36 protein-coding genes and 1 pseudogene are annotated in these 26913 nt (G+C 66.3%); 25 read left to right on the top strand and 12 right to left on the bottom strand.

Features of this window, described 5'->3' with window-relative positions; all coding sequences use genetic code 11:
• Positions 1-591 precede the first annotated feature (591 nt).
• Positions 592-1035, top strand: a complete 444-nt coding sequence (locus tag QH470_RS04875) for a hypothetical protein (RefSeq protein ID WP_280271050.1) — start codon at positions 592-594, stop codon at positions 1033-1035.
• Between the two features lie 61 nt (positions 1036-1096).
• Here the strand turns inward: QH470_RS04875 and QH470_RS04870 are convergent, their stop codons facing one another.
• Both QH470_RS04870 and QH470_RS04865 read right to left on the bottom strand, forming a co-directional pair.
• On the bottom strand, positions 1097-1309 hold the full coding sequence (locus QH470_RS04870; protein ID WP_280271049.1) for a DUF397 domain-containing protein: 213 nt from the start codon (positions 1307-1309) through the stop codon (positions 1097-1099).
• Positions 1296-2207, bottom strand: coding sequence for a helix-turn-helix domain-containing protein (locus QH470_RS04865; protein ID WP_280271048.1), 912 nt, complete (start codon positions 2205-2207; stop codon positions 1296-1298). The genes QH470_RS04870 and QH470_RS04865 overlap by 14 nt, the downstream gene beginning before the upstream one ends.
• Positions 2208-2491: 284 nt before the next feature.
• Between QH470_RS04865 and QH470_RS04860 the strand changes: the two genes are divergently transcribed.
• From QH470_RS04860 to QH470_RS04845, 4 genes are read left to right on the top strand one after another with little or no spacing between them, the layout of a single operon-like run.
• On the top strand, positions 2492-2881 hold the full coding sequence (locus QH470_RS04860) for a hypothetical protein (protein ID WP_280271047.1): 390 nt from the start codon (positions 2492-2494) through the stop codon (positions 2879-2881).
• Positions 2878-3228 (top strand): hypothetical protein, encoded by a 351-nt coding sequence (locus QH470_RS04855; protein WP_280271046.1) that lies wholly within the window; start codon positions 2878-2880, stop codon positions 3226-3228. Before QH470_RS04860 ends, QH470_RS04855 begins: the two co-directional genes overlap by 4 nt.
• Positions 3225-3431 (top strand): hypothetical protein, encoded by a 207-nt coding sequence (locus tag QH470_RS04850; protein ID WP_280271045.1) that lies wholly within the window; start codon positions 3225-3227, stop codon positions 3429-3431. Before QH470_RS04855 ends, QH470_RS04850 begins: the two co-directional genes overlap by 4 nt.
• Before the next feature lie 57 nt (positions 3432-3488).
• A complete protein-coding gene (locus QH470_RS04845; RefSeq protein ID WP_280271044.1) occupies positions 3489-4541 on the top strand; it encodes a TfoX/Sxy family DNA transformation protein in 1053 nt (350 codons plus the stop codon).
• Between the two features lie 20 nt (positions 4542-4561).
• Here the strand turns inward: QH470_RS04845 and QH470_RS04840 are convergent, their stop codons facing one another.
• Complete coding sequence (locus tag QH470_RS04840; protein WP_280271043.1) at positions 4562-4879, bottom strand: hypothetical protein; 318 nt, start codon at positions 4877-4879, stop codon at positions 4562-4564.
• 257 nt (positions 4880-5136) lie between these two features.
• Here QH470_RS04840 and QH470_RS04835 point away from each other — a divergent pair.
• A pseudogene (locus QH470_RS04835) lies at positions 5137-5874 on the top strand (dienelactone hydrolase family protein).
• Between the two features lie 105 nt (positions 5875-5979).
• Here the strand turns inward: QH470_RS04835 and QH470_RS04830 are convergent.
• Positions 5980-6852, bottom strand: coding sequence for a LysR family transcriptional regulator (locus QH470_RS04830; RefSeq protein ID WP_280271042.1), 873 nt, complete (start codon positions 6850-6852; stop codon positions 5980-5982).
• Positions 6853-6926: 74 nt separating this feature from the next.
• Between QH470_RS04830 and QH470_RS04825 the strand changes: the two genes are divergently transcribed.
• Entirely contained in the window at positions 6927-8177 is a 1251-nt protein-coding gene (locus QH470_RS04825; protein WP_425302604.1) for an MFS transporter, read from the top strand.
• A 75-nt stretch (positions 8178-8252) separates the two neighbouring features.
• Here QH470_RS04825 and QH470_RS04820 read toward each other — a convergent pair whose 3' ends face one another.
• The 4 genes from QH470_RS04820 to QH470_RS04805 form a co-directional block, all read right to left on the bottom strand.
• The gene (locus QH470_RS04820) at positions 8253-8498 is read right to left on the bottom strand and encodes a hypothetical protein (protein WP_280271040.1); all 246 of its coding nucleotides are present in this window, start codon (positions 8496-8498) and stop codon (positions 8253-8255) included.
• Positions 8495-9604, bottom strand: coding sequence for an NAD(P)H-dependent amine dehydrogenase family protein (locus QH470_RS04815; RefSeq protein ID WP_280271039.1), 1110 nt, complete (start codon positions 9602-9604; stop codon positions 8495-8497). Before QH470_RS04815 ends, QH470_RS04820 begins: the two co-directional genes overlap by 4 nt.
• A gap of 139 nt (positions 9605-9743) precedes the next feature.
• A complete protein-coding gene (locus QH470_RS04810; RefSeq protein WP_280271038.1) occupies positions 9744-10553 on the bottom strand; it encodes an SDR family oxidoreductase in 810 nt (269 codons plus the stop codon).
• Between the two features lie 57 nt (positions 10554-10610).
• On the bottom strand, positions 10611-11225 hold the full coding sequence (locus QH470_RS04805) for a TetR/AcrR family transcriptional regulator (protein ID WP_280271037.1): 615 nt from the start codon (positions 11223-11225) through the stop codon (positions 10611-10613).
• A 213-nt stretch (positions 11226-11438) separates the two neighbouring features.
• Here QH470_RS04805 and QH470_RS04800 point away from each other — a divergent pair, with 213 nt between their 5' ends.
• From QH470_RS04800 to QH470_RS04775, 6 genes are all read left to right on the top strand, one after another.
• The gene (locus QH470_RS04800; protein WP_280271036.1) at positions 11439-12182 is read left to right on the top strand and encodes a hypothetical protein; all 744 of its coding nucleotides are present in this window, start codon (positions 11439-11441) and stop codon (positions 12180-12182) included.
• Entirely contained in the window at positions 12179-12880 is a 702-nt protein-coding gene (locus QH470_RS04795; RefSeq protein ID WP_280271035.1) for a hypothetical protein, read from the top strand. Before QH470_RS04800 ends, QH470_RS04795 begins: the two co-directional genes overlap by 4 nt.
• An 18-nt stretch (positions 12881-12898) precedes the next feature.
• Positions 12899-13492 carry a cytochrome c oxidase subunit 3 family protein gene (locus tag QH470_RS04790; protein ID WP_280271034.1) on the top strand — a complete coding sequence of 198 codons (594 nt, stop codon included), beginning with the start codon at positions 12899-12901 and terminating at the stop codon, positions 13490-13492.
• Between the two features lie 2 nt (positions 13493-13494).
• Complete coding sequence (locus tag QH470_RS04785) at positions 13495-13785, top strand: cytochrome C oxidase subunit IV family protein (protein ID WP_280271033.1); 291 nt, start codon at positions 13495-13497, stop codon at positions 13783-13785.
• A gap of 43 nt (positions 13786-13828) precedes the next feature.
• A complete protein-coding gene (locus QH470_RS04780; protein ID WP_280271032.1) occupies positions 13829-14749 on the top strand; it encodes an undecaprenyl-diphosphate phosphatase in 921 nt (306 codons plus the stop codon).
• 127 nt (positions 14750-14876) lie between these two features.
• Positions 14877-15146 (top strand): hypothetical protein, encoded by a 270-nt coding sequence (locus QH470_RS04775; protein WP_280271031.1) that lies wholly within the window; start codon positions 14877-14879, stop codon positions 15144-15146.
• A 6-nt stretch (positions 15147-15152) separates the two neighbouring features.
• Here the strand turns inward: QH470_RS04775 and QH470_RS04770 are convergent, their stop codons facing one another.
• Positions 15153-15329, bottom strand: a complete 177-nt coding sequence (locus QH470_RS04770) for a hypothetical protein (protein ID WP_280271051.1) — start codon at positions 15327-15329, stop codon at positions 15153-15155.
• 18 nt (positions 15330-15347) lie between these two features.
• Here QH470_RS04770 and QH470_RS04765 point away from each other — a divergent pair, with 18 nt between their 5' ends.
• On the top strand, positions 15348-15998 hold the full coding sequence (locus QH470_RS04765) for a hypothetical protein (RefSeq protein WP_280271030.1): 651 nt from the start codon (positions 15348-15350) through the stop codon (positions 15996-15998).
• 66 nt (positions 15999-16064) lie between these two features.
• Entirely contained in the window at positions 16065-16751 is a 687-nt protein-coding gene (locus tag QH470_RS04760) for a DUF6882 domain-containing protein (RefSeq protein ID WP_280271029.1), read from the top strand.
• An 18-nt stretch (positions 16752-16769) separates the two neighbouring features.
• Here the strand turns inward: QH470_RS04760 and QH470_RS04755 are convergent, their stop codons facing one another.
• The 3 genes from QH470_RS04755 to QH470_RS04745 form a co-directional block, all read right to left on the bottom strand.
• The gene (locus QH470_RS04755; RefSeq protein ID WP_280271028.1) at positions 16770-17456 is read right to left on the bottom strand and encodes an LppU/SCO3897 family protein; all 687 of its coding nucleotides are present in this window, start codon (positions 17454-17456) and stop codon (positions 16770-16772) included.
• Between the two features lie 88 nt (positions 17457-17544).
• Positions 17545-17925 carry a PPOX class F420-dependent oxidoreductase gene (locus QH470_RS04750; RefSeq protein ID WP_280271027.1) on the bottom strand — a complete coding sequence of 127 codons (381 nt, stop codon included), beginning with the start codon at positions 17923-17925 and terminating at the stop codon, positions 17545-17547.
• Positions 17922-18515 carry a dihydrofolate reductase family protein gene (locus tag QH470_RS04745; protein ID WP_280271026.1) on the bottom strand — a complete coding sequence of 198 codons (594 nt, stop codon included), beginning with the start codon at positions 18513-18515 and terminating at the stop codon, positions 17922-17924. Before QH470_RS04745 ends, QH470_RS04750 begins: the two co-directional genes overlap by 4 nt.
• A 91-nt stretch (positions 18516-18606) precedes the next feature.
• Here QH470_RS04745 and QH470_RS04740 point away from each other — a divergent pair, with 91 nt between their 5' ends.
• From QH470_RS04740 to QH470_RS04695, 10 genes are all read left to right on the top strand, one after another.
• Entirely contained in the window at positions 18607-19059 is a 453-nt protein-coding gene (locus QH470_RS04740) for a winged helix-turn-helix transcriptional regulator (RefSeq protein WP_280271025.1), read from the top strand.
• Positions 19060-19171: 112 nt separating this feature from the next.
• Entirely contained in the window at positions 19172-19603 is a 432-nt protein-coding gene (locus QH470_RS04735; protein ID WP_280271024.1) for a VOC family protein, read from the top strand.
• A gap of 39 nt (positions 19604-19642) precedes the next feature.
• Positions 19643-20149, top strand: a complete 507-nt coding sequence (locus QH470_RS04730) for a hypothetical protein (RefSeq protein ID WP_280271023.1) — start codon at positions 19643-19645, stop codon at positions 20147-20149.
• 82 nt (positions 20150-20231) lie between these two features.
• A complete protein-coding gene (locus QH470_RS04725) occupies positions 20232-21218 on the top strand; it encodes a small ribosomal subunit Rsm22 family protein (RefSeq protein WP_280271022.1) in 987 nt (328 codons plus the stop codon).
• A 253-nt stretch (positions 21219-21471) separates the two neighbouring features.
• Complete coding sequence (locus tag QH470_RS04720; protein WP_280271021.1) at positions 21472-22416, top strand: ParA family protein; 945 nt, start codon at positions 21472-21474, stop codon at positions 22414-22416.
• Entirely contained in the window at positions 22413-22997 is a 585-nt protein-coding gene (locus QH470_RS04715; protein WP_280271020.1) for a hypothetical protein, read from the top strand. The genes QH470_RS04720 and QH470_RS04715 overlap by 4 nt, the downstream gene beginning before the upstream one ends.
• A gap of 7 nt (positions 22998-23004) precedes the next feature.
• Complete coding sequence (locus tag QH470_RS04710) at positions 23005-24417, top strand: CBS domain-containing anti-phage protein (RefSeq protein WP_280271019.1); 1413 nt, start codon at positions 23005-23007, stop codon at positions 24415-24417.
• 91 nt (positions 24418-24508) lie between these two features.
• Positions 24509-25138 carry a TetR/AcrR family transcriptional regulator gene (locus tag QH470_RS04705; RefSeq protein ID WP_280271018.1) on the top strand — a complete coding sequence of 210 codons (630 nt, stop codon included), beginning with the start codon at positions 24509-24511 and terminating at the stop codon, positions 25136-25138.
• A 183-nt stretch (positions 25139-25321) separates the two neighbouring features.
• Entirely contained in the window at positions 25322-25675 is a 354-nt protein-coding gene (locus QH470_RS04700) for a hypothetical protein (RefSeq protein WP_280271017.1), read from the top strand.
• Between the two features lie 255 nt (positions 25676-25930).
• The coding region (locus QH470_RS04695; protein ID WP_280271016.1) for a flavin-containing monooxygenase at positions 25931-26913 on the top strand (983 nt) is incomplete at its 3' end.

Genomic DNA, 26913 nt, shown 5'->3' with positions numbered 1-26913 from the left:
CCCACCGCCTCCTCCTACAACCTAACCTCCACCCCCCCCACCCCCCCCCCCCCCCCCCCCCCCCCCCCGCCCCGGCGCGCCCCCCCCCCCCCACCCCCCCCCCCCCCCCCCCCCCCCCCCCCCGCCCCCCCCCCCCCGCTGCTGTGTGTATGCGGCCCCGCCGAACGGGAGGAATAGCGGCGGTGAAGTCCCATTTCGCCGGTGTTAATGGGAAGATCAATAACCTCTGATGCTCGCCTGAGGCCCCGAAGGGTCGTGCGATGTAAAAGTGCACAATGTGCACCAGTCAAAAGGTTCACCCGCACTGATGGACGTCAAGGGAACAATGATCTGCGAGGGCACGGTTGACCGGGCTGACGCCATAATCTACTTCGCAAAAGTGGATGGAAGCAAGGTGACTCAGGTCGATGCCAGCATTGCGCAACGTAGCGTGCAGAGTCCTGTGTCGGGGAAGAAATATACTGTCATGTCAGCCCAGGGCACCCCGTGTGTACCCGGTGACTATATCGGCATAGCCGAGGGGTCCGTTACTGTAGGAGATCGAACCTGGAAGAATTATCAGAATGGTTACGGACCCCGATCTTCCGTTACGTGCTGAAAGATAGAGAGGTCGTGAATCGACTCGTGCAAGAGCATGATGAGGTTTTGGATCGTCTGTACCGGTGGCTTCGGGATGAGTTTTCGGCGCGTGGGCGGTTTCTCTTCGATGAAGGTTCCGCTGCGATCGTGGGACTTCCCGAGCATCCCGCTGCACCGTTGCTGTCATTGACGAGGGACGCTGACGGTATTCTTGTGCGGCTCGGGCTCGGCCTTATGTTGACGATTCCGATTGATGATCCATTCGAATTCAGTGACATAGTCGGTCCTGTTCGAGCGCTGATCGAAAATGGACTCGTCGTCAGTGTGTCGCACAATGCTTCCGGTGCGCCGATGTTGAGGTATACGCTCAATTACGATGGGGGCATGCTCAGCACTAAAGTGCCGGGGCGAGAGTATATCGATATCCCGGTTCCTGGTTGGATCGTTGTGGACTAACTACTGCAAAGGCTCCATCGACGATGCTGTCGATGGAGCCGTTGCTGTCAAGTCTTGCGGCTCAGGCGGTCTGCTCGAACCGTCCGTCGTGCATGCCCTGGGCGAATGCGTCCCATTCACTCGGTGTGAAGGTCAACGCGGGGCCTGTGGGGTTCTTCGAATCTCGAACGCCTACACCGCCATTAGGCAGCCAAGCAATCTCGACGCATTGAGATCCACTGCCGCTGAAGCTGCTCTTGAACCACTGTGCGTGGGATAGGTCAGCGTTGGTCACGATCAAACTCCTTCGTTGCCCGGCGAATAAGCTCGCGGGTCTTTCTTTCGTCCAAGCAGGTGCTCCGGATAGCCGCAGCAAGGTTGCTGTAGAGCTGTACCTCGTCGGGCTTCTCCAGATAAACGTCTTGCGTCGGCCCTCCCTCCAAATAGACGATCGGAGGCTCGATCGGCTCGCCACCAGGTTTGGTGCCGAACTCCAGAATTGTGAACAACCCGTATGGCATCCCCCAGACCAGACCGGCGGTGTAGGGATGTATGCGCAGCGTGACGTTGGGCAGTTTGGACACCTCGGCCAGGTAGCGGAGCTGAGCAGCCATCACTTTGCTCCCGCCTATCACCCGCCGCAGCGCGGACTGGTGGAGAAGAACTTCCAGAGCCACCGGATCCGTTTTCCGGGTGATGATTACCTGCCGTTTCAGCCGGTGCTCTACTCGACGACCGACATCACCACTGTCGAAGTCGGGGTACGCGCTGATCACGGCACTGGCGTACTCCGGTGTTTGCAGCAGTCCTGGAACGTGTTCGTGATAGGTGACCTGTCGCCGCGCCGCTGCTTCGAGTCCGACGTACATGTTGTACGCCTCCGAGTACAGCCCGCCGTAGGCGTGATACCAGCTCTGCGTGCGCGCCATGGCTGCCAAGCCGATGGCGGCTCGGGTGTCCTCGGCTCCCACGCCATACAGCTCGCACAATGCGCGGACGTCCTGCTGACGAACCTTCTGAGTCTGCCCAGCCTCGATGCGCTGGAGCGCGGAGGCGGACAGGTCTACCAGCGCGGCGGCAGCGGCGATGGTGAAACCGTTCGCTTCGCGCCATTCGCGCAGAAATCGGCCGAGTTGCCGTCGCGGCAGCGTCGAACTCGGGTTGCTGTCCAAGTCTTCGATCGAGCTGTCCATGTCTTCCCCTTCAGCGCGGAATCGGTTCGGCTCGTTCGCGAAATCGGGTGAGATCGACGGCACTTTCGGGTGTGCTCATGGTACTTCCGGCGACATTCGACCGGATACCCGAGATCGCTGGAACCTGCGAACTTTCGATGATCTGCTTAGCCACGGTGTTGGGGAGATCGTGCAGCGCGGAGTCCCGGAACGGCTCCGAAGAGAAGACGTAGCAGCAACCTTAGCGTGCACGACGCACCCCGCGCCCAAAATCCAACACACTCATCAGGTTTCGGGGAACAACCATGACAAGAGACGACCGTGGCGGCGTGCGCGTCGATCCACCGGGTATCTGCGGGCTGGCGGAGGTGGAGTCGGCGCATCGGCTGATGCAGCGGCATCGCGGCTGCCGCGTGGAACACTGCGACTGGAAGCGGGTCGCCTACCTCACGCTGGTGCTGCACGGCCGGCTGGCGCCGCAGGAATTGAGTCCGCGCGAACGCGCTCACCTGCGCGGCATCCCGTTTCCGGGAGGGTCGGGCAACCCGCTGCCCGAGCACGATGCCGCACCACCGTTGGGCGGTCCGGTGTTCGCGACGGATCGGCCTACGTTGCAACAGGTTCTGGATGGCCTGACTCGGTTGGCGATGCCGAACTTCTACGCCCCCGACGAGCGTGAGGGGGAGCGGCGATGAGCCCGTGGGAGTCGGTGCACAGCGTCCTCGCGGTGGTCGGGGCGGGGTTGTTCGCGGTGGTCGCCGTCGGGTGTGTGTGGCCGGTCATCAGGCCTCGCCACGAGGCTCCGGCGCGGCATCGGCCCGCGCGGGCACACCGTCCGATGCGCCCGATGGAGTGGCCGATGGACTGGACCTGCGACCTTCCGAACCGCCCGCTCTCGCTGCGGGACGCCCACCGGGCGATGCAACTCCATCGCGAACACGGTTGCGCACGCAAGCGCGCCGCCTTCGCCATGCTGGTCGCCCACGGCCACATCGTCCCGGATTCGGCTCGGCAGCACAGCTTCTGGGGGAGCGGGCGATGAACGGCCACCGGCTCTGCCCGGTTCCGCGGGACCCGGCCGCGGCGCGGGTGCGGAGACTGTCGGCACGTGCCGACAGTGCGGGATACCACCTCGTCCGGCAGTCCACGCCGCCGTACAACTGGAAGCTGCTGGACGCGTCGGACGGCGAACCGATCTTCGTGACAGCCACCCTCGATGCCGTCGAACGCTGGCTCGACAGTTGAGCGGGTGCGAAGAAATCGGTTGTGCCGCACACGGAACTCTGGCCTCATGGAAGCACGATGAGCAGAGTCAAGACGCAGCGTCCCGGAGTCGCCCGCACGGTCGGCGACGGGATGAAGCTGCACCGCCGGTCGATACGGTTGGACGGTCACGTCCACACCGTCATCTCGCTGCGCCCGGGTACGTCGGTCCGGTTCAGCACCAACCGTTTTCACGACACCTTGCATCTGCTCTCCGACGAGCGCGGCGCACACCTACTGGCACATCTCCTGTGGGGCATGTCCTTTCAGTCCCGGCCGGGCACGCTGCTCGTCATCGACCACCCGTTCCTGTCCCCGACCCCGTTCGACGCCGACCCGGCCGACCCGATCGTGCTGGTTCCCGGCTGGTGCACTCGTCTCGGCCCGCGCGCGGCGCGAGAACTGGTGCGGCGCTTGCCCTTACGCTCAGCCCCAGAGGGCACCATCAGGTGGCACACCCACGGCTTGACCGCAGCGGGCGACGACGCGTATCTGCCATATTGGCAGCGTGAACGCGGACACACCCAGCGCTTGTCCGGCGCGATCGTGGTCGCACCGTCCACTCCGGCGGAGTGCCGCCACTGGGCGGCGAGCGCCCTCGCACTGGACACCACCCGATACCCCAGCGACCACACCTACCTCGGCCCCTGGGACCACGGCCACGACGGCGAAATCCAGATCTTCCGCAATTTCCACCGCATGATCGGCACGGCCCGCCGCGCCCGCCACCAAGTCCTGCACCGCCCCACCCCACCGGCGAACCCGGACGCCCTGCGAATAGCCGTGTGGGACAGGGCCGATGTCCTCAACTACACCGCCCACCTGCACATACGCGTGTGGCGCGACGGCGAATGGCACCTCGGCTACTACGCCGCCCGCTGGCTCGCCGCCGCCGATGTCCACTCACTCGCCGACCTCGAGCGCATCGGCGCGATCGAGACCTACCGCCGCCTGAAAGCGGCCGAAATCAAGGGCCTCACTATCCGAATGCTGTGGGCACTCGACGCCGCCCTCCGCGGCCACAACCGCCACAGCCTGACCCCCCACCGCAAACGCGAACTACTGGCAGAACTCCACTCATCGCGCAGTTAGCTGTCGGATCTCTGCACGACTTACGCCTGGATAACCTCGATTCCCACCAGCGCGTTCAGTGAGTCGCAGCCGGCCCACGACTGGTTTTGCCCATACTGTGCCGGCCCGTATTTCCAGTAGACGAACGGGACGGGCCAGGCAACGCACGTGAGTTTCACCTGATGCCAGGTCGGCAGCTCACAAGTGGACATTCCGCCGGTATTGAAGATGCTGTAAACGTGACAGTTGGCCTGCCATACCGGCACGTCAGCCTGTGCCACGCCACCACCGACGAGTGTGGTGGCCGCAGCGGCGGCGGCTACGGCAGCGCCGACAGCAATTCGTTTCGCTGAAAACATCAGAGCCTCCTGAATGGGTGATGCTCGACACATCGCACATAGGTAGCCACTGCGTTACCGAGAGCCGTGGGTGTCGGTGTGCAAAAAGCGTTGGCGGGGGTGCGTGGACCACTGATAGCCTTCCGGAGGCCGGCACAGAGAACGAGGAGGTGGTACCCGTGAACGCAGTATCGACATGGGTGCTCCCCTCCGGGGTCACGGTCGGGCGATAGGTCGTCCGGGAGCGCCGTTCAAGTGCACTCCCGAAAGGCACGACCATGCATTTCACTTCTGAACAGCGCCTCGACGACGGCGTTCTCGAGCGCGAATTCACTCTCGGCGAGGTCCCCGGCATGCTGTGGACCGCCCCGTCCGCCAACGCACCGGCCCCGCTGATTCTGCTCGGCCACCCGGCCGGACTCGGACTGCGAAGGATGTACCCGCGCCTGCTGGCCCGCGCCCGGCACATCGTGGCGGACGGCTTCGTCGCGGCCACCATCGAACACCCGTGGAGTGGCGACCGCCCCCGTTCGGCCACAGCCTAACAGGCCCGCGCCGACCTGCGCCGGACGCTCGAGGCCGGCGACCCGGTCGATGACGAACTCGTCGACCGGCTCATTCTCCCGCTGGTCGACCAGTCCGTCCCGGAATGGCAGGCCACCCTGGACGCCCTTCTCGCGCTGCCCGAGATCGGTGGCCCGGTCGGCTATTCGGGAGGGGTGATCTCCATCGGAACCCGGCTGGCGGTGGTCGAGCCGCGCATCTCGGCCGCCGTTCTGTTCGCCGGGAGTTTCGTGCCCCGCGCGATCATCGAGGAGGCCCGCCAGGTCGCCATCCCGCTGCTGGTCCTGCTGCAGTGGGACGACGAAGGAAACGACCGGCAACACGCCCTGGACCTCTTCGACGCCTTCGGCTCCAAGGAGAAGTCGTTGTACGCCAACATGGGTGGGCACACCGGCGTCCCGGAGTTCGCCGGTGCGGAAGCGGGCCGGTTGTTCGCCAGGCACCTGAAGTGAGGCCGGTCCGCCGGTACGGGATCTGACCCGCATCGCGGTGCGGCAGGCGACCGGCGTGCGCGGTCGGGCGGGAGAACAGTCCCATTGCCGCACGTCGGCCACCCCTTACCGGCGACCGAGGTCGCGTAGCGCATCGATGACGGTTTGGGCGGCGTTGGACGGAGTGCGCTGGGCGTCGTGGGCGATGCTGAGTTTCCACGGGACGGGCGTGCCCGCCTGCTCGCTGTATCCGACCCCGGTGAAGCGCAGCGCTACCGAATGTGGGACCAGGACGACGCCGAAATCCTTGGCGGCCAACTCGAGTGCGAAGATCTGGTCCGCCACCTCGATCACCGGCCGGCGGTTCGGGTACAGCTCGTCCGCGATCGTCCGGATACCCCAGCCCGGCGGGAAGTCGATGAAGCGAATGCCGTCGAGATCATCGGCACGGTATCGGCGGCCCGCGAGCGGATGGCCGGGTGCGGTGCACAGCACCAAGGTCTCGGTGCTGACGGAATGTGTTGTGATGCCGGGGATTTCGTCGCTCATCCCGGCCAGCAGCGCGATATCCAGACTGCCGTCGCGCAGCCCCGCGATATTCCCGGCGACGCCCGAGGTGCTCTGCCGCATCTGCAGCGTCACCGCGGGATGGCGGCGGTGCATCTCGGCGATGACCGCCGCCAGGTCGAGCGCGCGGATATTCATCAGATTGCCGATCACGACCTCACCGCGAACCTGGCCCCGGGTGCTGTCGATCGCGTCCACCACCTCCCGCCGCGCCCGCAGCATCGCGCGGGCCGGGCCGACCATGGCCTGCCCGGCCTCGGTCGGCTCGAGCGCTCGCGGCATCCGATCGAACAACCGCGCGTCGAGTTCGTGTTCGAGCTTCGCCACGCTCGTCGACACCGCGGACTGCACCAGATTCATCGACCGCGCCGCCGCGGTGAAGGACCGCCGCTCGTAGCAGGCGAGAAAACATTCGATCTGCCGAATCTCCACCCGGCAAGCCTATCTATTTTGTAGATAGCCATATCGAAATTCATCGCTTCCATTGATTGCGTCCGCATCGGACGATGGTTCTCGTGAGTATTTCGACTGCCCCTCCGGCCGCCAAGCTGACGCGCGTGGTCGTCCTGGTCTTCGCGATCACCGCGGGTTCGTCCGCCGGTTGTCTCTACTACCTGCAGCCGCTGCTGCACGAGGTCGCGGGTGAGCTGTCGATCTCGACGGCGACCGCGGCCCTGGTGGTGAGCGCGGCACAGGTCGGCTACCTTGCCGGGCTGGCGCTGCTGGTGCCGCTCGGCGATTTCCTCGAACGCCGCCGCATGGTCCCCGCGCTCTTGGCGGCTTCCGTTGCCGCCCTGATCTTTTCCGCGGCAGCGCCGAACCTTCCCGTGCTGCTGCTCAGCGTGTTCGCCACCGGCGTCACGGCCTCGGCGGCGCAGGTCGTGGTGCCGTGGGCGTCGGCGCTGGCCCATCCCGACCGGCGCGGCGAGATCGTCGGGACGGTGATGAGCGGGCTGCTGCTGGGCATTCTGCTGTCGCGGGTGCTCGCCGGTGCGGTCGCGCAGCTCGGCGGGTGGCGTGCGGTGCTGGTGGTCGCGGCCGGGATCCAGCTGGTGATGTCGGTGAGCGTGTATCTGCTGGCTCCGGCCACCGGGCGGGCCGCGCGGGTGCCGGGCGCGTCCGGCGAGCGTTACCTCGAGGTGCTCGCCTCGATCGTGACGCTCATCCGCGTCCACCCGGTGCTCCGTCATCGCATGGTGCTGGGATTCCTTGCGATGGCGTGCTTTTCGGGCGTGTGGACGGCGATCGCCTTCCTGCTCTCCGGAGCGCACGGGGCTCCGTACGAGTTCTCCGAGTTCGCGATCGGGCTGTTCGGGTTCGCCGGTGTGGCGGGCGCATTGGGCGCGCCCGTGGTGGGACGGCTGGCGGACCGTGGGCGGTTGCGCGCGGTGACGACCCTGGTGTGGATCGTCGTGCTGGTCAGCTGGGCGTTGCTGGCCTGGGGAGGCCACAATCTGTTCGCCCTGGTGGCCGCGCTCCTGGTGTTCGACTTCGGCATTCAGGGCATCCAGCTGTCCAACCAGAGCGCCGTCTACGCCCTCGACCCTGCCGCCCGCAGTCGCCTGACCACCGCCTACATGGTGACCTATTTCCTTGGCGGCGTGGCGGGTTCGGTCACGGCAGGGTCGGCCTACCAGGCCGGTGGATGGTCGCTGGTCTGCGAACTAGGCTCCGCCGCAACTATTCTCGGCCTGGCGCTGTGGGCACTGTTCGCGCGCAGTGCCCACGCCTCCCGCCTCGCTCCGCAACCGGCCTGAGCGGACACAAAACGCCTCGACACGGCGAAAAACAGCCACGACAACCCGAATTGCGTCCACTCAGGCCGGTCGCGCTCAGCCCCTGACGACCCGCGGATCCCCATGCCACCCACAGGGCAGTCCGCAGGTCGGCTGGATCGTGACCTCGACCCGGCCGCCCACGAACGTGCGGACGATTTCCGAGGCCTGGGCAGGGTAGCCGCAGCGTGCGCAGGTACCGAAGTAGTTGAGGGCATCGCGGACGGTGGTGTGGATCGGCGGTTCGGCCGACGCCGGGTGTGGGCGTCGGGCGAGCGCGTCGGGGGTCGGGGCGGTGGTCATGATGCTCCGTCGGTGGCCTGCGGCACCAGGCCGCGGGGCAGGATCAGCGGGAGGTCGTTGTAGGTCAGAATGCCGGGCGGCGCGGCGACCACGGCGGGAACGGCGTTGATCACCGGCATGGCCGTCATGATGTGGCCGAGGGTCATGAAGTCGGCGATGGTCTCGGCCTGGAAGTCCGGCGGCGGCAGGAAGCTGATGACGTTCTTCACCGTCGGCCGGCCGTCGACCTGGAGGACCCAGCCGTCCTGATCGATCTTCCAATCGGGGTCCAGGGTCTGCCCTTTGCGCCAGCGGATATCGATCTCGACCACGGTCCGCCCGCCAACTAAACCCTTCCATGAGGCGTGCACTCCCGCGACGCAACCGACCCCGATGGTCCACGAGCCGAGGTCGAGATCGGCTGTGGTGCGGGCATATTCGGCATCGCAGCGCACTTCGTCGAGTTCCACGCCGAGCGCGTCGGCGATCAGGCGCACGGCCTCGCCGAAGACGCCCGTGCCCTGGGTAGTCATCGCCGGGAGATCCGGATCATCGATCGGGCGACCGAAGCCGACCGGCCGCTCCGTCGCGGGGGAGTCGTAGAAGGTGGTGTCGGCGGCCTCGAACACGGTGACCTTGTCGACCCGATCGCAGATCCCGGCCGAGAGGATCGCCATCAGGTTGATATAGCCCGGACTGATACCCGAACCGAACATGGTCGACCCGCCGCGCCGACAGGCCTCCGCGATCCGCTCGCGGCCTTCGCCCTGGTTGTGGCCGGTGATGAAGGAGGCCGTGGCCACGACATCGATTCCGGCGGAGAGGATGCGGACCAGTTCGTCCACATCGATCCACATCGGGTTGTACACAACGCAATCCGGCTTCAGGGCCAGCAGCGCGTCGATATCGTTGGTGGCCTCGACGCCCAGCGGCGCGATACCGCACAGCTCGCCGACGTCGCGGCCGGACTTGTCCGGGGACCAGGCGTAACAGCCGATGAGTTCGAGGCCGGGATGGGCCGCGATCGCCCGAACCGAACTCTTGCCGACATTACCTGTCGTCCATTGCACCACCCGGTGCGGGCGTGGGTCGGCCACGGCGCCTCCGGTATCCAGCTCAGCAGCCATGACCCCTCCGTTCGGTACGTCAACGAGCGGTAATGACGTTATCACGCAGGGAGTGGCAGAGATCCGGATTTGAATGTCAGATATTCAAATTTGATAACAATATTCTCCAACAGGCTTCAGCCCCGCCGGACCTCGTAGCTCACCCGTTCCGGGCCGCCACCACACCGCCGTCCACCAGCAGATCGGTACCCGTCACGAACGACGCGTCCGGGCTCAGCAGGAAACCGACCGCGGCGGCGATGTCGTCGGGGGTGCCGGGTCGCTTGGTCCCCGACGCCGCGATCATGGCACGCATCCGATCGCCGGGCGCCGAGGAGAGTTCCTGGCGGCCCATCGCGGTCGAGATCACTCCCGGACTGACCGAGTTGATCCGCGCCCCCCGCTCACCCCACGGCCCGCTCGCGGCGCGGACCTGAAAGAGATTGGCGCGCTTGGCGATTGCGTAGGCGCGTCCCGGCTCGGTCAGCACCTCGGGAGCCAGGAACGACAGCTTCGTCAATTCGTCCGTGGGCGTCGTCGCCAGCGCCGCGTCCTGATCGGCGGGCAGCGGGCTCAGGTGTCCGGCCATGCTCGCGATGACCACGCCCGCGCCGCCGGGTGCGACGATGCGGCCGAACTCCTCCAGTACCAAGCCGACTCCGAGGAGGTCGACCTGCAGGATCGCCGCTATGGTCGCCTGCGCGGGCGAGAGCCCGGCCGTGTGCACCACCTGCCTGACCGGTCCCAGCGAATCGGCTGTCTCGGCCAATGCCGCGACCGACTCCCGGGCCGAGACATCCGCGTGCGCTGCGGTGACGATGTACCCATCCGCCGTCATGGCCTCGGCCACCGCCCGCAGTGCGGCTTCGTCGTAATCCGCGACCAGTACCTGCTTGCCGCTGCCCTGGCGCCGGGCGATCGCGCGACCCATCCCGCCGGTACCGATGACCACCAGCACGTCCCGAACCACGGTCGCCTCCGTTCGTGGGGCTCTCGCCCGGTAATCGCGTTCTCGGCGATGGTAACGCTATCCCGTATCGCACTCCACGCGCAGGCCGAGCAGGTAGGTGGACAGATACTCCGCGAGGAACGGGGTCCGGACCTCCTCCGCCTGGGGCAGCATGATGAGCAGGGCGTAGAGGCCCGCCAGGAACGACACGCCCTTGTGGAAGACATCGACTCCCGCGGGAATCTCCCCGCGTCCCTGGGCATTTCGCAGTTCGTCCACCACCGTGACGATCACCGGGTGCAGCAGCACCTCCTCAGACGGCGGCCGGGTCGAGGAGAAGTGCAGCCCCAGAAAGTCTTTGAACAACCGGTGGCCCAGGCGGGTTTCGAGGTCCTGGAGTGAGCGCAGCGTCGCGGTGAGTGTGGTCCGCACGTCGTGCGGTTCGGCGAAGCACTGCGCGAGATCGGCGGCGATGCGGTCCTCTTCGCGCTTCTCCAGCTCGAACAGGACGTGCTCCTTGGTGGGGAAGTGGAAGAAGAAGGTCGCATGCGCGACTCCGGCCGCCGAGACGATCGCGGCGATATCGGCGCCCGCCATGCCGTCGCGCTTGAACTCGGCCAGTGCCGCGCCCAGTAGTCGCTCGCGCGTCTGGCGGCCCTTCGTGCCGCGCGCGGGCGGCTTGTCCTTCAGCACCTGTGGTCCGCTCTCCTTCGTTTCGGGTCCATCGGCATTCTACGACAGCCAGAACTGACTGAAATCAGAAAACTCTTCCCTTCGGTGGTGTCGCGGGCTACCGTCTCTGTGACGGATCCCGTTGCAGTCAGCGGGATTAGAATCCGATGTGGCCTCGCGCAGCTGTGGTGCCGCCGGATGGACAGCTGACTACGGTCAGGTTGGAGGAATCAGGTGCAGATCCTCGAACAGGCTCAGGACCTGCCGAAGGCCGGAAATATCAAGGCGCAGTGGGTGAGTCTCTGGACGGCCCCGGTGGCGGCCGTCGTGCTGCTGCTGGCGTTCGTCGCCTTTCCCGGCTTCCGCCCGCCGATGTCGCCCGAGATGTCGGCCACGGAGGTGGCGGCGTTCTATCGGGACAACACCGCGTGGATCCGGTTCAGCATGGTCACCTTCAACCTCTGCGGGGTCATGATCGTCCCGTTCTTCGCGGTGATCGTGGTCCAGATGAAGCGGATGCGGTCGCAGAGCCACGTCTTCGCCTACTGCTACCTCACGGCGACCATCAGCGGCGCCACCATCTTCGCGTTGTCCAACATTTTCTTCCTCGTGGCAGCATTCCGCCCGAGCCGTGATCCCGAATTGGTGCTGCTGCTCAACGATCTGGCGTGGATCGTGTTCATCGCGCCGGTCGGCATGGTGGTCAGCCAATTCCTGCTGCTCGCGGTCGCGGTCTACTTCGACGATGGACCCGAACCGGTGTTCCCGCGCTGGGTGGGGCACTATGCGCTGGCGACGGGGGCGGCGATGATTCCGGCCGCCGGCGCGGCGGTGTTCCGGACGGGGCCGCTGGCGTGGGACGGTGTGCTGTCGTTCTGGCTGCGTAACGGCGCGTTCGCGCTCTTCCTGGTCGTCATGTTCTTCGTGCTGCGCCGGGTGCTGCGTCGCCAGGTCGTCGATGAGGGCGTGGCCGGATGAGGGGCAAGTCCGACGTCCGGTTGATCTACTGGATCTTCCCCGGCTTCTACGCGGTCTTCGGCGTGATCATCTGCCTGCTGGCCCGGGTGACGCCCCCGCCGCGGCCCGATGTGACCACGGCGCAGAAGGTCGATTTCCTCACCTCGCACAGCCTCACCATTCAGATCGGGTTCGGGCTGCTGCTGATCCTGCTCGGCGGCGCGGCGGTGACCAACGGACTCGTCGGCTACCACATGAAACGGATGTCCGTCGGGTCGGTGTTCGCTTACGGCTACCTCGGCGGCATGGCGGTCGGTGCGCTGCCGGGGTTCCTGCTCGTCGCCACCTGCTTCCTCACCGCCACCTTCCGCACCGGCCGCGATCCGGAAATCGTCGGCCTGCTCTACGACCTCGGGATGCTGTCCTACAACGGCTCATTGGGCTGCTTCTCCACCGCCTACCTCGTGCTGGCCGTCGCCATCCTCTACGACAAACACGAGATCTTCCCGAAATGGTTTGCCTACGTGAGTATCTGGCAGATCGTCACCGAGGTGATCGCGACGCAGATGTTCCTGTTCGACGCGGGGCCGTTCGCGTGGAACGGTTCCATCGCCTTCTGGCTGGCGGTCGTGGTGTTCAGCGTGTGGCTGGGCGCGCTGATCGTGCTGCTGAAGCAGGCGACGGAACGCGAACCCGCCGACGCGCCCGCTCTCGACTGAACCGGCCGGAGGAGTGCCATGACGCAATCGGATTCGCTACCCGCGCCGCCGCGCGACGCGCCCGCGCGAGGTCATCTGCCGGGCGACGGTCACATGTGGGTGATGGTGCTCGGCGACATGATCATCTTCGGTGGCTACTTCGTCATCTTCATGATCTACCGGACCATGACGCCGAACGAGTTCCTCGCGGCGCAGCAGCACCTCGACCTCGACATCGGTGCGGTGAATACGGTGGTGCTGCTGACGAGTTCGTGGTTCGTCGCGCGCAGCGTCCTGGCGGCGCGCGCCGGGCGGCACGAGCAGGCGATCCGGCTGGTCTGGGCGGGCGGCGGCTGTGGCGTGCTGTTCATGCTGCTCAAGGCCTACGAGTGGGCGCACGAGATAGCCGCCGGCAGAACCAATTCCGAGCTGTTCTACTCGTTCTACTACGTGCTCACCGGGGTGCATCTGCTGCACGTCGCGATCGGGTTGATCGTGCTCGGCGTCGTCGTCCGCGAACTCCGCAATCCCGCCCGGCGCCGGGTGTCGATGGTCGAATCGGGCGCGGTCTATTGGCATATGGTCGATCTGCTGTGGGTCGTCATCTTCGCCCTGCTCTACGTGATGAGGTAAGCATGGCCGTCAGCTCGGAAACACCCAGTGCCGCACGGGCGATCACGGCCGTGTGGATCGTGCTGGTGCTGGTCACCATCGGCGCGTGGTGGCTGGCGCCCGGTCACACGTCCGGCGCGGCGGTGGGCAGCGTGCCGATCACGGTGGTGGTCCTCGCGCTCGCGGTGGTCAAGTCGCGCTTGATCGTTCGGTACTTCATGGAGGTGCGTGCCGCGCCGCCGTGGCTGAAGCGGGCCACCGACGCTTGGCTCGCCGTCCTGTTCGCGGCCGTGCTCGTCATCTATCTGGTCTGAGCCGCCCGGCAATTCCGTTTCCGCCTGTGCGAGACTCCCACCGGTGCTCACCTATTTCGAAGCGGCGGTCATCGGTGCTGTGCAGGGGGTCACCGAACTCTTCCCGATCTCCAGTCTCGGGCATTCCGTGCTGATCGCCGATTGGCTAGGCGGTGACTGGAAGGCGTTGACCGAGCACTGCGAGACCTGTGGGGGCGCAGCGTATCTGGCGTTCGTCGTGGTGCTGCACGTGGCGACGGCGCTGGCGCTGCTGTGCTACTACTGGCGCGACTGGCTCGCCATGGTTTCCGGGTTCGTGGCGACCCTGCGGACCGGACGCGTGGAGACGGTGCCGCAGCGGCTCGCCTGGCTGATCGTGATCGCCACCGTCCCCGTCGCGGTGCTCGGCACGCTTCTGGACCATTCGCTGCACGTGCTGTTCGGCGCGCCCGTCTACGCCGGAATCTTCCTGACGCTCAACGGTGTCGTGCTCGTCGTGGGCGAAGGACTGCGCCGCCGCAACGAACCGACGCTGGCCGAGTACGGGCGCCGGTTCGCCCGGCGGCAGACGCACGCCGCCGCCCTGCCCCGCCAGCGGGACCGGCCCCTGGCGGCGCTCGGGGCTCGGGACGCCGTCGTCATCGGCCTCACCCAGACCGGTGCGCTGCTGACCGGATTCAGCCGCGCCGGTCTGACCATGGTCGGCGGGCTGTGGCGCGGCCTCGAACGCGAGCATGCCGCCAAGTTCGCGTTCCTGCTGGCGACGCCGGCGATCCTCGGTGCGGGCCTGCTCGAACTGCCGGAGCTGACCGGACCCGAGATCGTCGCCGTCCGGGGGCCGGTTCTGGTGGGTGCGCTCGTGTCGGGTGCGTCGTCGGCCCTCGCGGTGCGGTTTCTCGAAAAGTATTTCCGGACTCGGACCTTGCTGCCGTTCGCGGTGTATTGCGTGGTCGCCGGGGTGCTTTCGGTAATCCGCTTCCGCTGATCGGCTATCCGTCCCGCCTTTGCGGACCAGTCTGTTTCCCTCGACAGGTTTGGGTCCGCGCTGTGCGGCAATGTGCCGAAACAGGTGCGGGGCACGATGTCCGGCCCCGGATAAGGGAAGTTTCAGCATGACCGTGGAAGGCCCGGCGGAGATTCCGCCTCTCGACGACGCTACCGACATCGCCCGCTCCGCCGAGGTGCAACCGGGGGAGACGCTCGCGGACACCAGGAACTGGGCGGGGTTCGTGGCGCTGCTGTTCGGGGTGTTCGCGGCCGTCGTCGCGATCACCGCGCTGGCGGCGAGTGCGTCCCAATTGGCGTGGGGCGCCGGGGCGCTCGCGGGCGTGGGCCTGATCGGCGGCATCGCCCTGATCGTGTTCGTGCGGCGGGGGCAGTAACTGTCGCTACTCGGCGGCGTCCTTCGGCAACGGGTCAGCGGGATCGCCGACTCGGTCGTGCAGGCGTGCGCGGACCTGGTCCGGCGTGTAGGCACGTCTCTTGCGTTCCGCCCGAACGACGACGACTCCTGTTGCGGCAACACCGGCCGCGCCCGCCAAACCGAGTACCTTCCACCAGCGCATGTGCCTAGGCTACTGCGTATGGCGGGTACGAGCATCGACCTCGATCGCGCGCTCGAACTCACGCGGACCGGCGACCTCTGGCTGTTCCGTGGTAGTTCGGCGGCGGATCGGGCCATTCGGATGACCACCAACAGTCCGGTCAATCACGTCGGAATGGCCGTCGCCATCGACGATCTGCCCGTGCTGATCTGGCATGCCGAACTGGGTCGGGCGCTGCCCGACATGTGGTCCGGCACCCGTCACCGCGGCGCGCAGCTGCACGACCTTCGCGACGCGGTGGTGGTCTGGACCCAGCGTTACGGCCAGCGCGCCTGGTTCCGTCAGCTCGACCGCCCGGTCACCCGCGAGATGGAAGACAACGCCCTGCGCACCATCGCCCGCCTCGACGGCCTCCCGTTTCCGTCGACCAGCAGCCTCGCCGCCCGCTGGTTCGGCGGCCGGGTCGGCCGCTTCCGCCGGAAAAGTTCGGTGCGACGGCCGGACTCACCTCAGGACCTGCGCAGCGCCTACTGCGCGGAAATCGTCGCAATGACATATCAGTCCATGGGGTTGCTCCCCGAGCGTCGCCCGAATTGGTATGACCCCGGCCGTTTCTGGAGTGGTGACACCCTCGAGCTGTCCGGGGGATACCACCTGGGCGGCGAGATCGCGGTAAACGCTGCGGAGTAGCCGGACGGGTGTGCCGGGGTTAGGGTTTGGCAGGTGGGAGGAAATGCCGGACGGGAACCGTCTGTTGTGGGTTTGCTGGATGACGCCGCGCTGCTGTCGTATGAGCATCAGGAGTACCTGAGCGAGGTGCTCGGGGTGCCGGCCTGGCACGTCGACTACGAACCGCCGCGATTCGAATTCAGTGGTGAGCGGAATCTGGTGTGCACCCGGTTCCATGTGCTCGGCAGTGCCGCGCCGGGGCCGCAATCCTGGCTGTGGAGTTGGGCCAACCCCGACTGGTATCCCGACGAGGTGACCGAACTGGCCGAGACCGTACGCGATTACGGTGTGCGGCATGGCATTCCGCTGCTGTCGGAGCCGGAGGTGCCGTTTTCCGAGTTCCCGGAATCGCCCACCGATCCGCTGCGGGTCACCTGGCTCGTCGGCGAACTGGCGAAGGCGATTTCGGGCAGCTGGACCTGGTACAGCGCGCCGGTCGGCGGCGGTACTCGTCTCGCCGTCCTGGTGGAGCACCCCGACCTGGCCGTGCCCCCGCCCGACATGCTGCGCGTCTCGCGCGTGATGCAGGCCGCCGACCGGCTGGGTCTGCCGGATCATCGGCGCGCGATGTACAGCTACGCGGTGCGGCGCGGCTTGCGTGCGGACTTCGACGCCGACCGGTCCAAGCTGTATATCGAAGGGCCGGACCTCCGCGTTGCCGTGGCCTTCGACGAACGCGGTCTCTTCACGGCCCTGTCGGCCGGAAAGGAATGACGTTGTGCCGCAGGGTGTTCAGGAGAACGTGCGCACGCAGAGGACGAAGTACTTCCTGTCGTCCGAGTCGGTGAACTCCTCGTTGGCTTCGGAGTACTGACGGCACTTGAAGGTGTCGTGGGTATTGTCCAGTCGTGCAACGATTTTCGCTTGCGCGGCCGGATCGGAGCAGCCGATCTTCACCAGCTCCGACGCTTTCGCATCCCGGATGGCGCCGTGATCGCGGGTGTCCACACAGTCACCGGTCGCCAACTGATCGTGGTCGCCACCGCTGCTCACGAGCACACCCACCACGATGGTCAGGACGGCCGCCACCGGGAGCAGCAGGCCGAGCGCGGCGGGGCGGCGCAGCAGCGGCTTGCCCGGATCCATCGGCTGCCGCGGACTGCCCGGTATCGGCGGCGCCAGCGCGGCCACCTTCGACCGGGCGGGCAGGTTGATCAGCATGGTGATCGGGTTGATGACGAACGACAGGAACCCCCACCAGCCCACCCAGGCGCTCTCCACCGTCATGCGGCGGTAGGTGGACAGACCGCAGTTGCGGCAGAAAGGCCCGGGTTGCCGCAGGAATTGCATCACGATCAGCATGCCGCGGTGGCCCCGGAAGTCCACGTGCGCAGCGGGAGTCGCGCCGCAGTAGGCGCAGTAGACGCCGTTGGCGGCCGCGAAATCCGGCACGGAATGCGATTGGTCAGGTCTTGTCACGGATTCCCCCCGTGTTGCTGTAGTGCGGTGCGCTCTCCGGCGCGCAGCGAACAGTAGCGGGCGGTTGTCCAGTGGGCAACCCGGCGCCTCAGCCGATGCTCTGCCGGTCCGGCTCGATGAGGGCGGCGACGCGGTGCTGATCGCGGGAATACGGCGTTCCGATGTACTTCTGCGCGATCCGGTCGACGATCTCCCAGCCCGCGTCGCCGTCGATCCACTCGACGACCCGGCCGCGGAGCAGGATCGGCTGGTACGGGTTGTCGGGGGCGGTCATGGAGAGCGCCACTCGCGGGTCGCGGTGCAGGTTGCGGGCCTTGCGAGAGGTCGGGCCGGTGATGATGACGACATGGTCGCCGTGCGTGCCGACCCACACCGGGACCGCGTGCGGACCACCGTCGGGCAGGACGGTCGCGAGATGGGCCTGCGGGGTGCCGTCGAGAACGCGCCGCACGTCGGGATCGATGGTCATCGCTGAACCTCGTAGCGGAGATGGGTCACGCCGGGCGCCGCGACGGCTTCGACGAGACGCAGGCGAATGTGGCCGGGAAGGGACTGGAAGAAGGGTCGCCCGCCGCCGAGCAGTATCGGAACCTGGTGCAGGACAACCTCGTCGACGAGTCCGGCGCGCAATGCCGCGGTGGCGACACCGCCGCCCATGAGACCGACGTACCCGTCGCCCGCGGCCTCGCGCGCCGCCGCGATCGCGTCCTCGATACCAGTGGTGACCACGGTCTGGCTCGCCGACGCCGCCGCGGGCCGGTCGTGGGCGAGCACGAACAGCGGGGCCGTCGGGTGCGGGCTGCCGCCGCTGAAACCGTCGGAGTCCACATATGTCCGGTGCCCCGCCACGATCGCGCCCACGCGCCCGGCGAGGTCGTCGAAGACCCGGGCACTGGCCTCGCTCAACTTGAACCCGTCGAACACCCGGCTGGGTGTGTCGCCGTCGAAGTACCAGTCGAACAGCATTCCCCCATCGCCGAGGCCCTGTCCGGGGCCGGGGTCGCGCCCGGTGATGTACCCGTCCACCGAGACCGCGTGCGCACTGATGACCTTGCCCATCTCCGTGTTCCCTTCTCGAGTTTCTTCAGGAGACCCAGCGACCATAACACTCTAAGTTCCCTAAGGGAACTCCAATCGCTAGACTGGTCCCATGCAGCGCACGAACTTCGGCGATATGGCCTGCTCGATCGCCCGCACCCTGGAGGTGATCGGGGAACCCTGGTCACCGCTCATCCTGCGGGACGTGTGGGTAGGTTTCACCCGCTTCGACCAGATCCAGGCAGACCTCGGCATCTCCCGCAAAGTCCTCACCGAACGGCTGAACCACCTGGTCGACTCGGGCATACTAGAGCGCCGCCCATACGACAGCCGCCCGCGCTTCGAGTACACCCTGACGCGGCAGGGAACCGAGTTGGTCGATCTGCTCATGGTCATGGTGCGGTGGGGGGACAAGTGGCTGGCGGGGGCGGCGGGGCCGCCGGTCCTCTACCGCCACAACGCTTGTGGCGAAATCAGCAGCGTCGATCTACGGTGCGCGCAGTGCGGTGAGCCGATGCACGCGGGCGATGTCGAAGTGCTGCCGGGGCCCGGGGTGCGGTACTAGGCGAACGACCATGTCGTGAACGGTGCGAAATGTGTCGGTTACGACACTGCTGAACGGGGTGGCTCGGCCATAGGCTTCGTGTTTCGAAGTCACACCGCCTCCGGGAGCCTCCATGCCGATCCTCGCCACCACCGGTACCCATCACGTTCGCCTGACCGTGACCGATATCGAGCGGTCCCGCGCCTTCTACCGCGACGTCCTGGGCTTCGAGATCGCGGCAGAATCGGCGGGCAGCCCGGCGGACCCGCAGGTCCGCACCGATCCGTACCAGCTCTACGGCGGATGCGTATTCCTGGCCAACGGCATGCTGCTGGGTCTACGGCCCGTCGCCCCGCCCACCGACCGGTTCGACTCCGAGCGCGTCGGGCTCGACCACCTCAGCTTCTCTGTCGCGTCGAAGGACGAATTGTTCACTGCCGCAACCCGTCTGGAGGCGGCGGGGATCGAGCACGGTGAGGTGACCGAGATGGCCCAGTTCGGCATCGCGATCCTGTCGTTCGACGATCCCGACGGCATCCATCTCGAACTCACCGCACCGCTGTGACAGCACATGTGGGCCGCGGGGCAGTCGAAAGGTGAGGCGATGCGCGACCGGCATATCGACGCGCCGTCCTGCGCGCTGCCGAACCCGAGCGAACTGCTGTGCGCGCTCCGGGGCCAGTACCTGCGTAATGCGTTGTGCCGCATGGCCCACGACCTCACCGAGGTGCACCACCGCATGCTCGTCGACGAGTCGTGCTCGCACCGCCTTCGACCGCGACGCCGGCAGCTCCTCGCCGAGATCGACACGTGGGCCGACCTCAATCTCTCGCGCTCCGCGGTAGGCGCCCGCGCGCACACCGAAACCCTCGCCCAAACCATCGACCACATAGCCGCCGCAGCCGCACTGGCCTTCCACCTCCTCCACACCGACGACCCCGCCGGAATCCTGATGCACCGGCAATGGACCCGCTTGGCCGAATTGGAGGTCGCCTACGGCGACCTGGTCCGAGACCTGCAAGATGGCCGCCGTTACCTCCCCACCAACCCGACCCGATGCGAGCCCGTCGCCGCGACCGGACCGGAGGTGGGGTTCGCCCGCCTAACCTGAGGAAACGTCATTGTGGCCCGGCGGCGTTCGTGCGGCCGCATGACAGAATGGCGGCCCGGTCATACGGTGAGGAGCATTCGGGGTGGAGTTGCCTGTCGAACTCGTGGAGGGTCTGGATCGGGCCTGTGCGGGTGTGCCCCAGCGGCAGTTGGGCGCGTCGGTCGAACGGTTGATATCCCGATATCGGGATCCGCGGCCCGCTACGGCGCCCATTCTCGATTCGGGTACCGATGTCGCCGCGTATGCGGCCTATCGGATGCCCGCCACGTGGGCGGCGGTGTCGAGCGTGTTCGGACAGTTCGCGGAACTCGTGCCCGGCTTTCGTCCGGAGAGCTTTCTCGATGTGGGTGGTGGGACCGGGGCGGCGCTGTGGGCCGCCGCGGACCGGTTCCCGTCGCTGTCCCGGGCCACCGTGCTGGACCAGGTGGACGATGCGCTGCGGCTCGGTCGCCGGCTGGCGGCGGGTGCCGTGTCGGATGCGGTGCGGTCCGCGGTCTGGCGACGAGTCGCGGTCACCGATCCGGCGTCGCTGGGCGGTGCGGATCTGGTCGCCGTTTCCTATGTGCTGAGCGAACTCTCGGAGGCGGAGCAGGCGGCGCTGGTCGCGCGTTCGGCCGAGGGCGCCGAGGTGATAGCGGTCATCGAACCGGGCACTCCGGACGGGTACCGGAGAATCCTTGCGGCGCGCCGGGTTCTGATCGATGCCGGGCTGACGGTCGTCGCCCCGTGCCCGTACCAGAGCCCGTGCGCACTGGCGGAGGGCGCGGACTGGTGTCATTTCAGCGCCCGGGTCAATCGCACCGCACTGCACCGGCGGCTGAAGGGCGGCGAACTGAGCTACGAGGACGAGAAGTTCTCCTACGTCATCGCCTCCCGCACGGCCTACGACCCGGCGCCGGGCCGCATTCTGCGGCACCCACTCAAGCGCAAGGGCCTCGTCACGATGCAGATATGCGCGCGGGACGAGGGCGTCGCGGCGACCATGGTCTCCAAACGCCAGGGCGAGACGTACCGGCGCGCCAGGAATGCGGAGTGGGGCGACCCCTGGCCGCCGAGTCGTCCGGTGTAGGCCCCGGTTTACACCGGGGGTCTCGGAAAATACCGTGCAGCACCCAATTCGGCGGCTATCGAGAGAACCGGTCGGTATACCCCCGATGAATCCCTGAGTCGATGCCGCCCAGTCTCTTTCGGCGGTAGCCGAATTGCGAGTCGGCGCGCGAAAAGTGTTATGAAACAGCCGATTTCGGCTCGTGGGCCCTCCGCTGATGGCACTATCGATGGCAGCCGAGATTGCCGTCGGATGGGGGAAGGGGAGAGTGCGTATGCGGGTCGTTGCTGTCATGAATTACAAAGGTGGCGTAGGAAAGACGACGCTCACGGCGAATCTCGGTGCGGTGGCGGCCGGACGCGGTCTCCGGGTGCTGCTCCTCGATCTCGATCCGCAGACCAACCTGACCTTCTCGTTCTATTCGATCGATGATTGGCAGGAGCGATTGAAGGACAGTCGGACGATCAGGCAGTGGTACGGCGGCGATATTCCCGGCAAGGATGTCTCGCTGGCGGATCTCGTCGTCACACCGGATCGGGTCAACAGCCTCCTCGGAGCCAACGGCGGGCAGCTGGATCTGATTTCCTCGCACCTCGGCCTCATCGACATCGATCTCGAATTGGCCGCGCAGCTGGGCGGAACCACCACCATCGACGGATCGAAGCGAAGGTTCCTGGACCTGCACAGTTGTTTACGACGTGCCTTGGCGGACAGCCACTTCGCCGATTATGATCTGGTGCTGATCGACTGTGCGCCCAACTTCGGCCTCGTCACCAAAACCGCGATCGTAGCCAGCGAGCACATACTGGTACCGGCCAAGGCGGATTATCTATCCACTCTGGGACTCGATTATCTGGTAGGCAATTGCGCCGGACTGGTCGAGCAGTTCAACGCGTTTGTCGAACACAAGGGTGGGGCCGGCGACCACGAGCCGATCGACCCAGGCTTTCTCGGCGTCGTCTTCACCATGGTCCAGATCTATTCGCAACAGGTGACGCTCGCCCAGCAGCGCTGGATCGACGAGGTGACGGAGGCGTCGCGAGTGCCTGTGCTGGCGAACAGGATTCGCAATAGCTCCAGGCATTTCGGCGACGCGGGGGAAAGCGGTGTTCCCGCGATGCTGCGTAACGCCGTCAAGGATGAAGTGGTCAAAGAGTTCGATCTGCTGGCCGACGAGGTGCTGGGTGCGCTCGAATTGTCGTCGGGTGATCGCCGGTGAACGATCTGAGAAGTCTCGCCGCCCTGCAGGCCCGCGTCTACGAGTTCCTGGAACGGCAGGACGAGGCCACCTTGCGCGCAATCATCAGTGGCGCAGCGCAACTCGCCGTCGCAGAGGCATCGCATGTCGAACCGGCACGTGACCCGGCGAAAGTGGCGCAGGAACTTTCACGATTGCCATCGGAGCAACGGCGGTCCTACCTGACTGCCGCCACGCTGACCGTCTCGGAACTGCGGGACGTGGCCAAGCGGCTGGGTTTGCGGGGCTACAGCAAACTCGCGAAAGGCAGACTGGTCGAGGCGTTGACCGACGGATCCGCGGACGCCTCGCCGTCGATCGAGCCCGTATCGCCGAATATCGAAGCGGCGCAAATCGCTTCCCGCTTGCGGGAGATCGAAACAGAGGACGAAGGCGCCGCGTATATCAGTGCACAGCGACTGGATCGGGCGGCCTTGCTTGCCGTCGCCACCGAACTGCATCTCACGCGGGTAGATCGCCTGAGCCGCACCGAACTCGAGAAACGGGTGCTCAAACAGGCCATCGGTGCTCGTCGAAAGTTCGCGGGGCTGCGGAAGTGGTGAGTAACCCATGACGAGTGGGGTAGCGACCGAACGAGACGACAAAACACCCGGCCGCTCGATGTATTTGATCGGCGGTCGTCGCGTCACGGTGCCGGACCTGCTGGACGCGGGTCTCCTGCAAGCCGGCGCGACACTCAGATTCCGGCGCAGCCGAATCGGTGTCACCTACGACGCGACGGTTACCGAGTCGGGACGTATCCGGCTGGAGCCCCACGGTGAAGAATTTCGCTCGCCGTCACGGGCGGCCATGGTGGCGGCCGGTATGCCGGCTGTCGACGGATGGCATGCGTGGTTCGTGGTCGACCAGGACCGGATGTTGGATGCCGTCCGCCAGGAATTACTGGACAGGGTGATCTCAGAGGTGGCGGCCGAGGCGCACGAGCGCAAAGACGATACCGAGCGCCAGCGCATCCACGAGCGTCTGCGGCTGGCACGCAAGCGTGCGGACGAACACACCCCGGAACGCATTTCGGTCCGCGACCTGCTGTCACTGTGGGGAGCATCCGATCGAGGCGACCAAGTCAGCCGGATCGAGGCGGATCTCGCGAACCACGGATTGGTGACATTCCCGAGTTTTCGCGCGGTCACCCTGGATACCACGGTGGCACTGACTACGCCGCCCAACGAAGCCGAGGAATCTCCGGCGGCGGGACACTCCGGCGCCGAGGACATTCCGGTCGGCGAAGACGATGAAGGTGGCGGTGATCTCGATGTCCGGCTCACGGTCGGGAACCTGTCACCGCTGCGGGGTGTGGAGCACGTCGGGCCGAACAGCACACTGCAAGAGGCGATCACCAAGATGGAACTCAACGATTTCTCGCAACTCGCCGTCCTCAGCGGTCCTCGGAATCTGCGCGGGGCCGTCACCTGGCGTTCGATCGCGCAGGCGCGGCATCGCAAATCCGATGCGCGACTTGCCGATGCGATCGATTCGCAGGCGGAGGTGGTCGACTACGACCGCGACCTGTTCGAAGTTCTCACCACACTGCAACAGCGTGATTTCGTATTCGTCCGCGATCAGAACAAGGCCATCGAGGGCATTGTCACGACAGCCGATGTGGCGCACCGATACGGCCAGATGTCCATGCCGTTCTTCCATCTCGGCGAGCTGGATCAGACGCTGCGCTGGATCCTGAGCCGCGCCTTGGATTTCGGGACAGCGCAGCGACTCTGCAATAAGCAGATCACCAGCTTCGACCAGCTCACCTTCGGTGACTATCTGCGTATTCTGGAAAACCGGGAAGCCTGGGAGAAGCTGAGCTGGCCATTGGATCGTTCCGCCTTCATCGCTCGGCTGGAGGAGATCCGGATCATCCGCAACAAGGTCATGCACTTCCATCCGGATCCGATCCCCGAAGACGCGGTCGACAAGCTGCGGCAGTTCAACAAGCTGCTGCACCGGTATCGCGAAAGAGCGTGATCGGACGGCCGGGTGCGGAAACCGCCCGTCCACCTGTTTCCCCCGGTTACACTCACCGGTGATCGTTTCCGCGGTGTGAGAAGGGGTCGCGATGCCGGCGAAGGTCGAGGGTGCGCGTCGGCGTCCCTCGCAGGAGCGGGCGAAGGCGACCCGCGACCGGATTCTGGATACGGCGGCGCGGTTGTTCGGTCAGCGGGGGATCGCGGCCACGTCGACGAATCGGATCGCCGCCGAGGCCGGTGTCAGTATCGGCACGGTGTACCGGTATTTCTCCGACCGGGCGGTCATGGTCGACGAACTGCTGGAACGGTTGCTGGGCGACATCGAGGAGCGGTTCGTGCGGCGCGTACTGGACCGCGCGGACGAGCCCTTCGCCGAGACGATCCGCGCGGTACTGGAAGTCGTGGCCGAAGACCTTGTCGCACGGGCCGGGCTGGTCCGGGCGCTGGTAGCCGGATTGCAGTACTACAGCAGCGGCTTGCCCGAATTCGAGCCACGGCTGCGTGGCGTCGTCAAGACGTTGCTGATCCAAACCCTCGGCCCGGGCGACGACCACGCCTACGAGGTCATGAGCCTGGTCGTCCTCAACACCAGTTTCGCCGCGATCGTGCGAGTAGCGGTGTCGGACATGGATTCACGCCAGCGCGCCGAAGCGCTCGACATGACCACACGAGTACTCGCCGCACTGCTCGTCAGCGAATCCACCGCCATTGCGGGCTGATCGGTCCGGGGGGCGTATGGCCGGTCCCATTCGATCGACGCCCGCGCGTGCTTGCCCACTGCTCCGCTCTTATCTACTGTCTACGTACGTAGGCAGTAGATAAGAGGTGCCGGGCCGCGTTTCCGCTGTGGTTCCGGCCGGGCATCCTTCCGTTGCTTCGGCGCGGTGGAAAGGAATCCCCTCATGATGAACTCTGTATTCCCCTCCCGGCGGATGGTGGTACGCACCTTCACGGCGGTCGCGGTGGCAGCCGGCACGGCCGTCCTCTTCGCGGGACCGGCGTCCGCGGACGCCGCGCCTGCCGCGGAGCCCGCCTCCATCACGGTGGAACAGGTGCACGGCAACGGACATGGGAACCGCGGGCCGGGAGGCAACCGCGGACCCGGTCGGGATCGTGGGCAGGGCTGGGATCGTGGGCGCGGCGGGGACCGTGGGCCCGGTTGGGATCGTGGACCCGGCTGGAACGGCGGGCCGGGCTGGAACGGTGGACCCGGTTGGAACGGCTTCCGGCTCCCCGGTACCGGCAGCGCCCTCTGATCGTTCCGCAGGGACCGCGAGAGTATCGCGGTGTCGGCATGCCTTGCCCTGCAACGATATGCAACCGTTCCGGTCGCGTACCTGGTGTCCGGCAGGCGAATTCAGGGTGGCTTGTTTCGAATCACGAACGCGCGAACGGTGTTCCGCTAATCTGCAGCGTGTACCGGACTCGAAGATCGAGTTCGGTGCGCACGTAGTCGAGCCGAACCGCTGTCCGTGCGTCCCAAGGCGATTCGATGAAAGGCAGGTCCCACGATGACGACGACCTCGGAGCATTCCGCGTTCTCGACCGGGCAGGAGGCTCGCGAGATCGACGCGGTCGTCGTCGGAGCGGGATTCGCCGGGCTCCACATGCTGTACAAGCTGCGCGAACTCGGGCTCTCGGTGCAGGTGTACGAAGCGGGCGACGGACTCGGCGGCACCTGGTACTGGAACCGCTATCCGGGCGCCCGCGTCGACGTGAAGAGCATGTACTACAACTACTCCTTCGACCCGGAGCTCGAGCAGGAGTGGGAGTGGACCGAGAAGTTGCCGCCGCAACCCGAGTTGCTGCGCTACATCAATCACGTCGCGGATCGTTTCGACCTGCGTAAGGACGTGCGACTGCGGACCCGGGTCACCGCCGCGGTCTACGACGAGTCCGCTGCGCGGTGGCGGATCACGACCGATCGGGGCGAGGTCGTCTCGGCGCGGTTCGCGATCATGGCGACAGGCTGTCTGTCGGTGCCGAAGAAGGTGGAAGTCCCGGGCATCGAGACGTTCCGGGGCCGCAGTTTCCATACCGGGGAATGGCCCGAGCGGGAGGTGGACTTCACCGGTCGGCGGGTCGCGGTGATCGGCACCGGTTCCTCAGGGGTGCAGGTTATTCCGCTTGTCGCGGAAGTGGCCGAGACGCTCACCGTGTTCCAGCGGACCGCGAATTATGTTCTGCCCGCCGGCAATCACCCGATCGATCCCGAATTCCAATGCGGGATCAAGTCTCGCTATCGCGAAGTGCGCAAGGCGAACCGGGAATCGTCGTTCGGCATCGCGCAGCCCGAGCCCACCAAGGGGGCGCTCGAGGTGAGCGAGGAGGAGCGAAACGCCTTCTACCGCAGGGTGTGGGAGGACAAGGACAGCGAATTGGTCAGCATGCTGGTCGGATACACGGATCTGCTCGCCGACGAAGCCGCCAACGAGACCGCCGCCCAGTTCATTCGCGAGCGAATCGCCGAGATCGTGACGGACCCGGCTGTCGC

The sequence above is a fragment of the Nocardia wallacei genome (assembly GCF_029868745.1).
Classification (GTDB): Bacteria; Actinomycetota; Actinomycetes; order Mycobacteriales; family Mycobacteriaceae; genus Nocardia; species Nocardia wallacei_B.
This window is presented reverse-complemented; position numbering and strand designations above follow the sequence as displayed.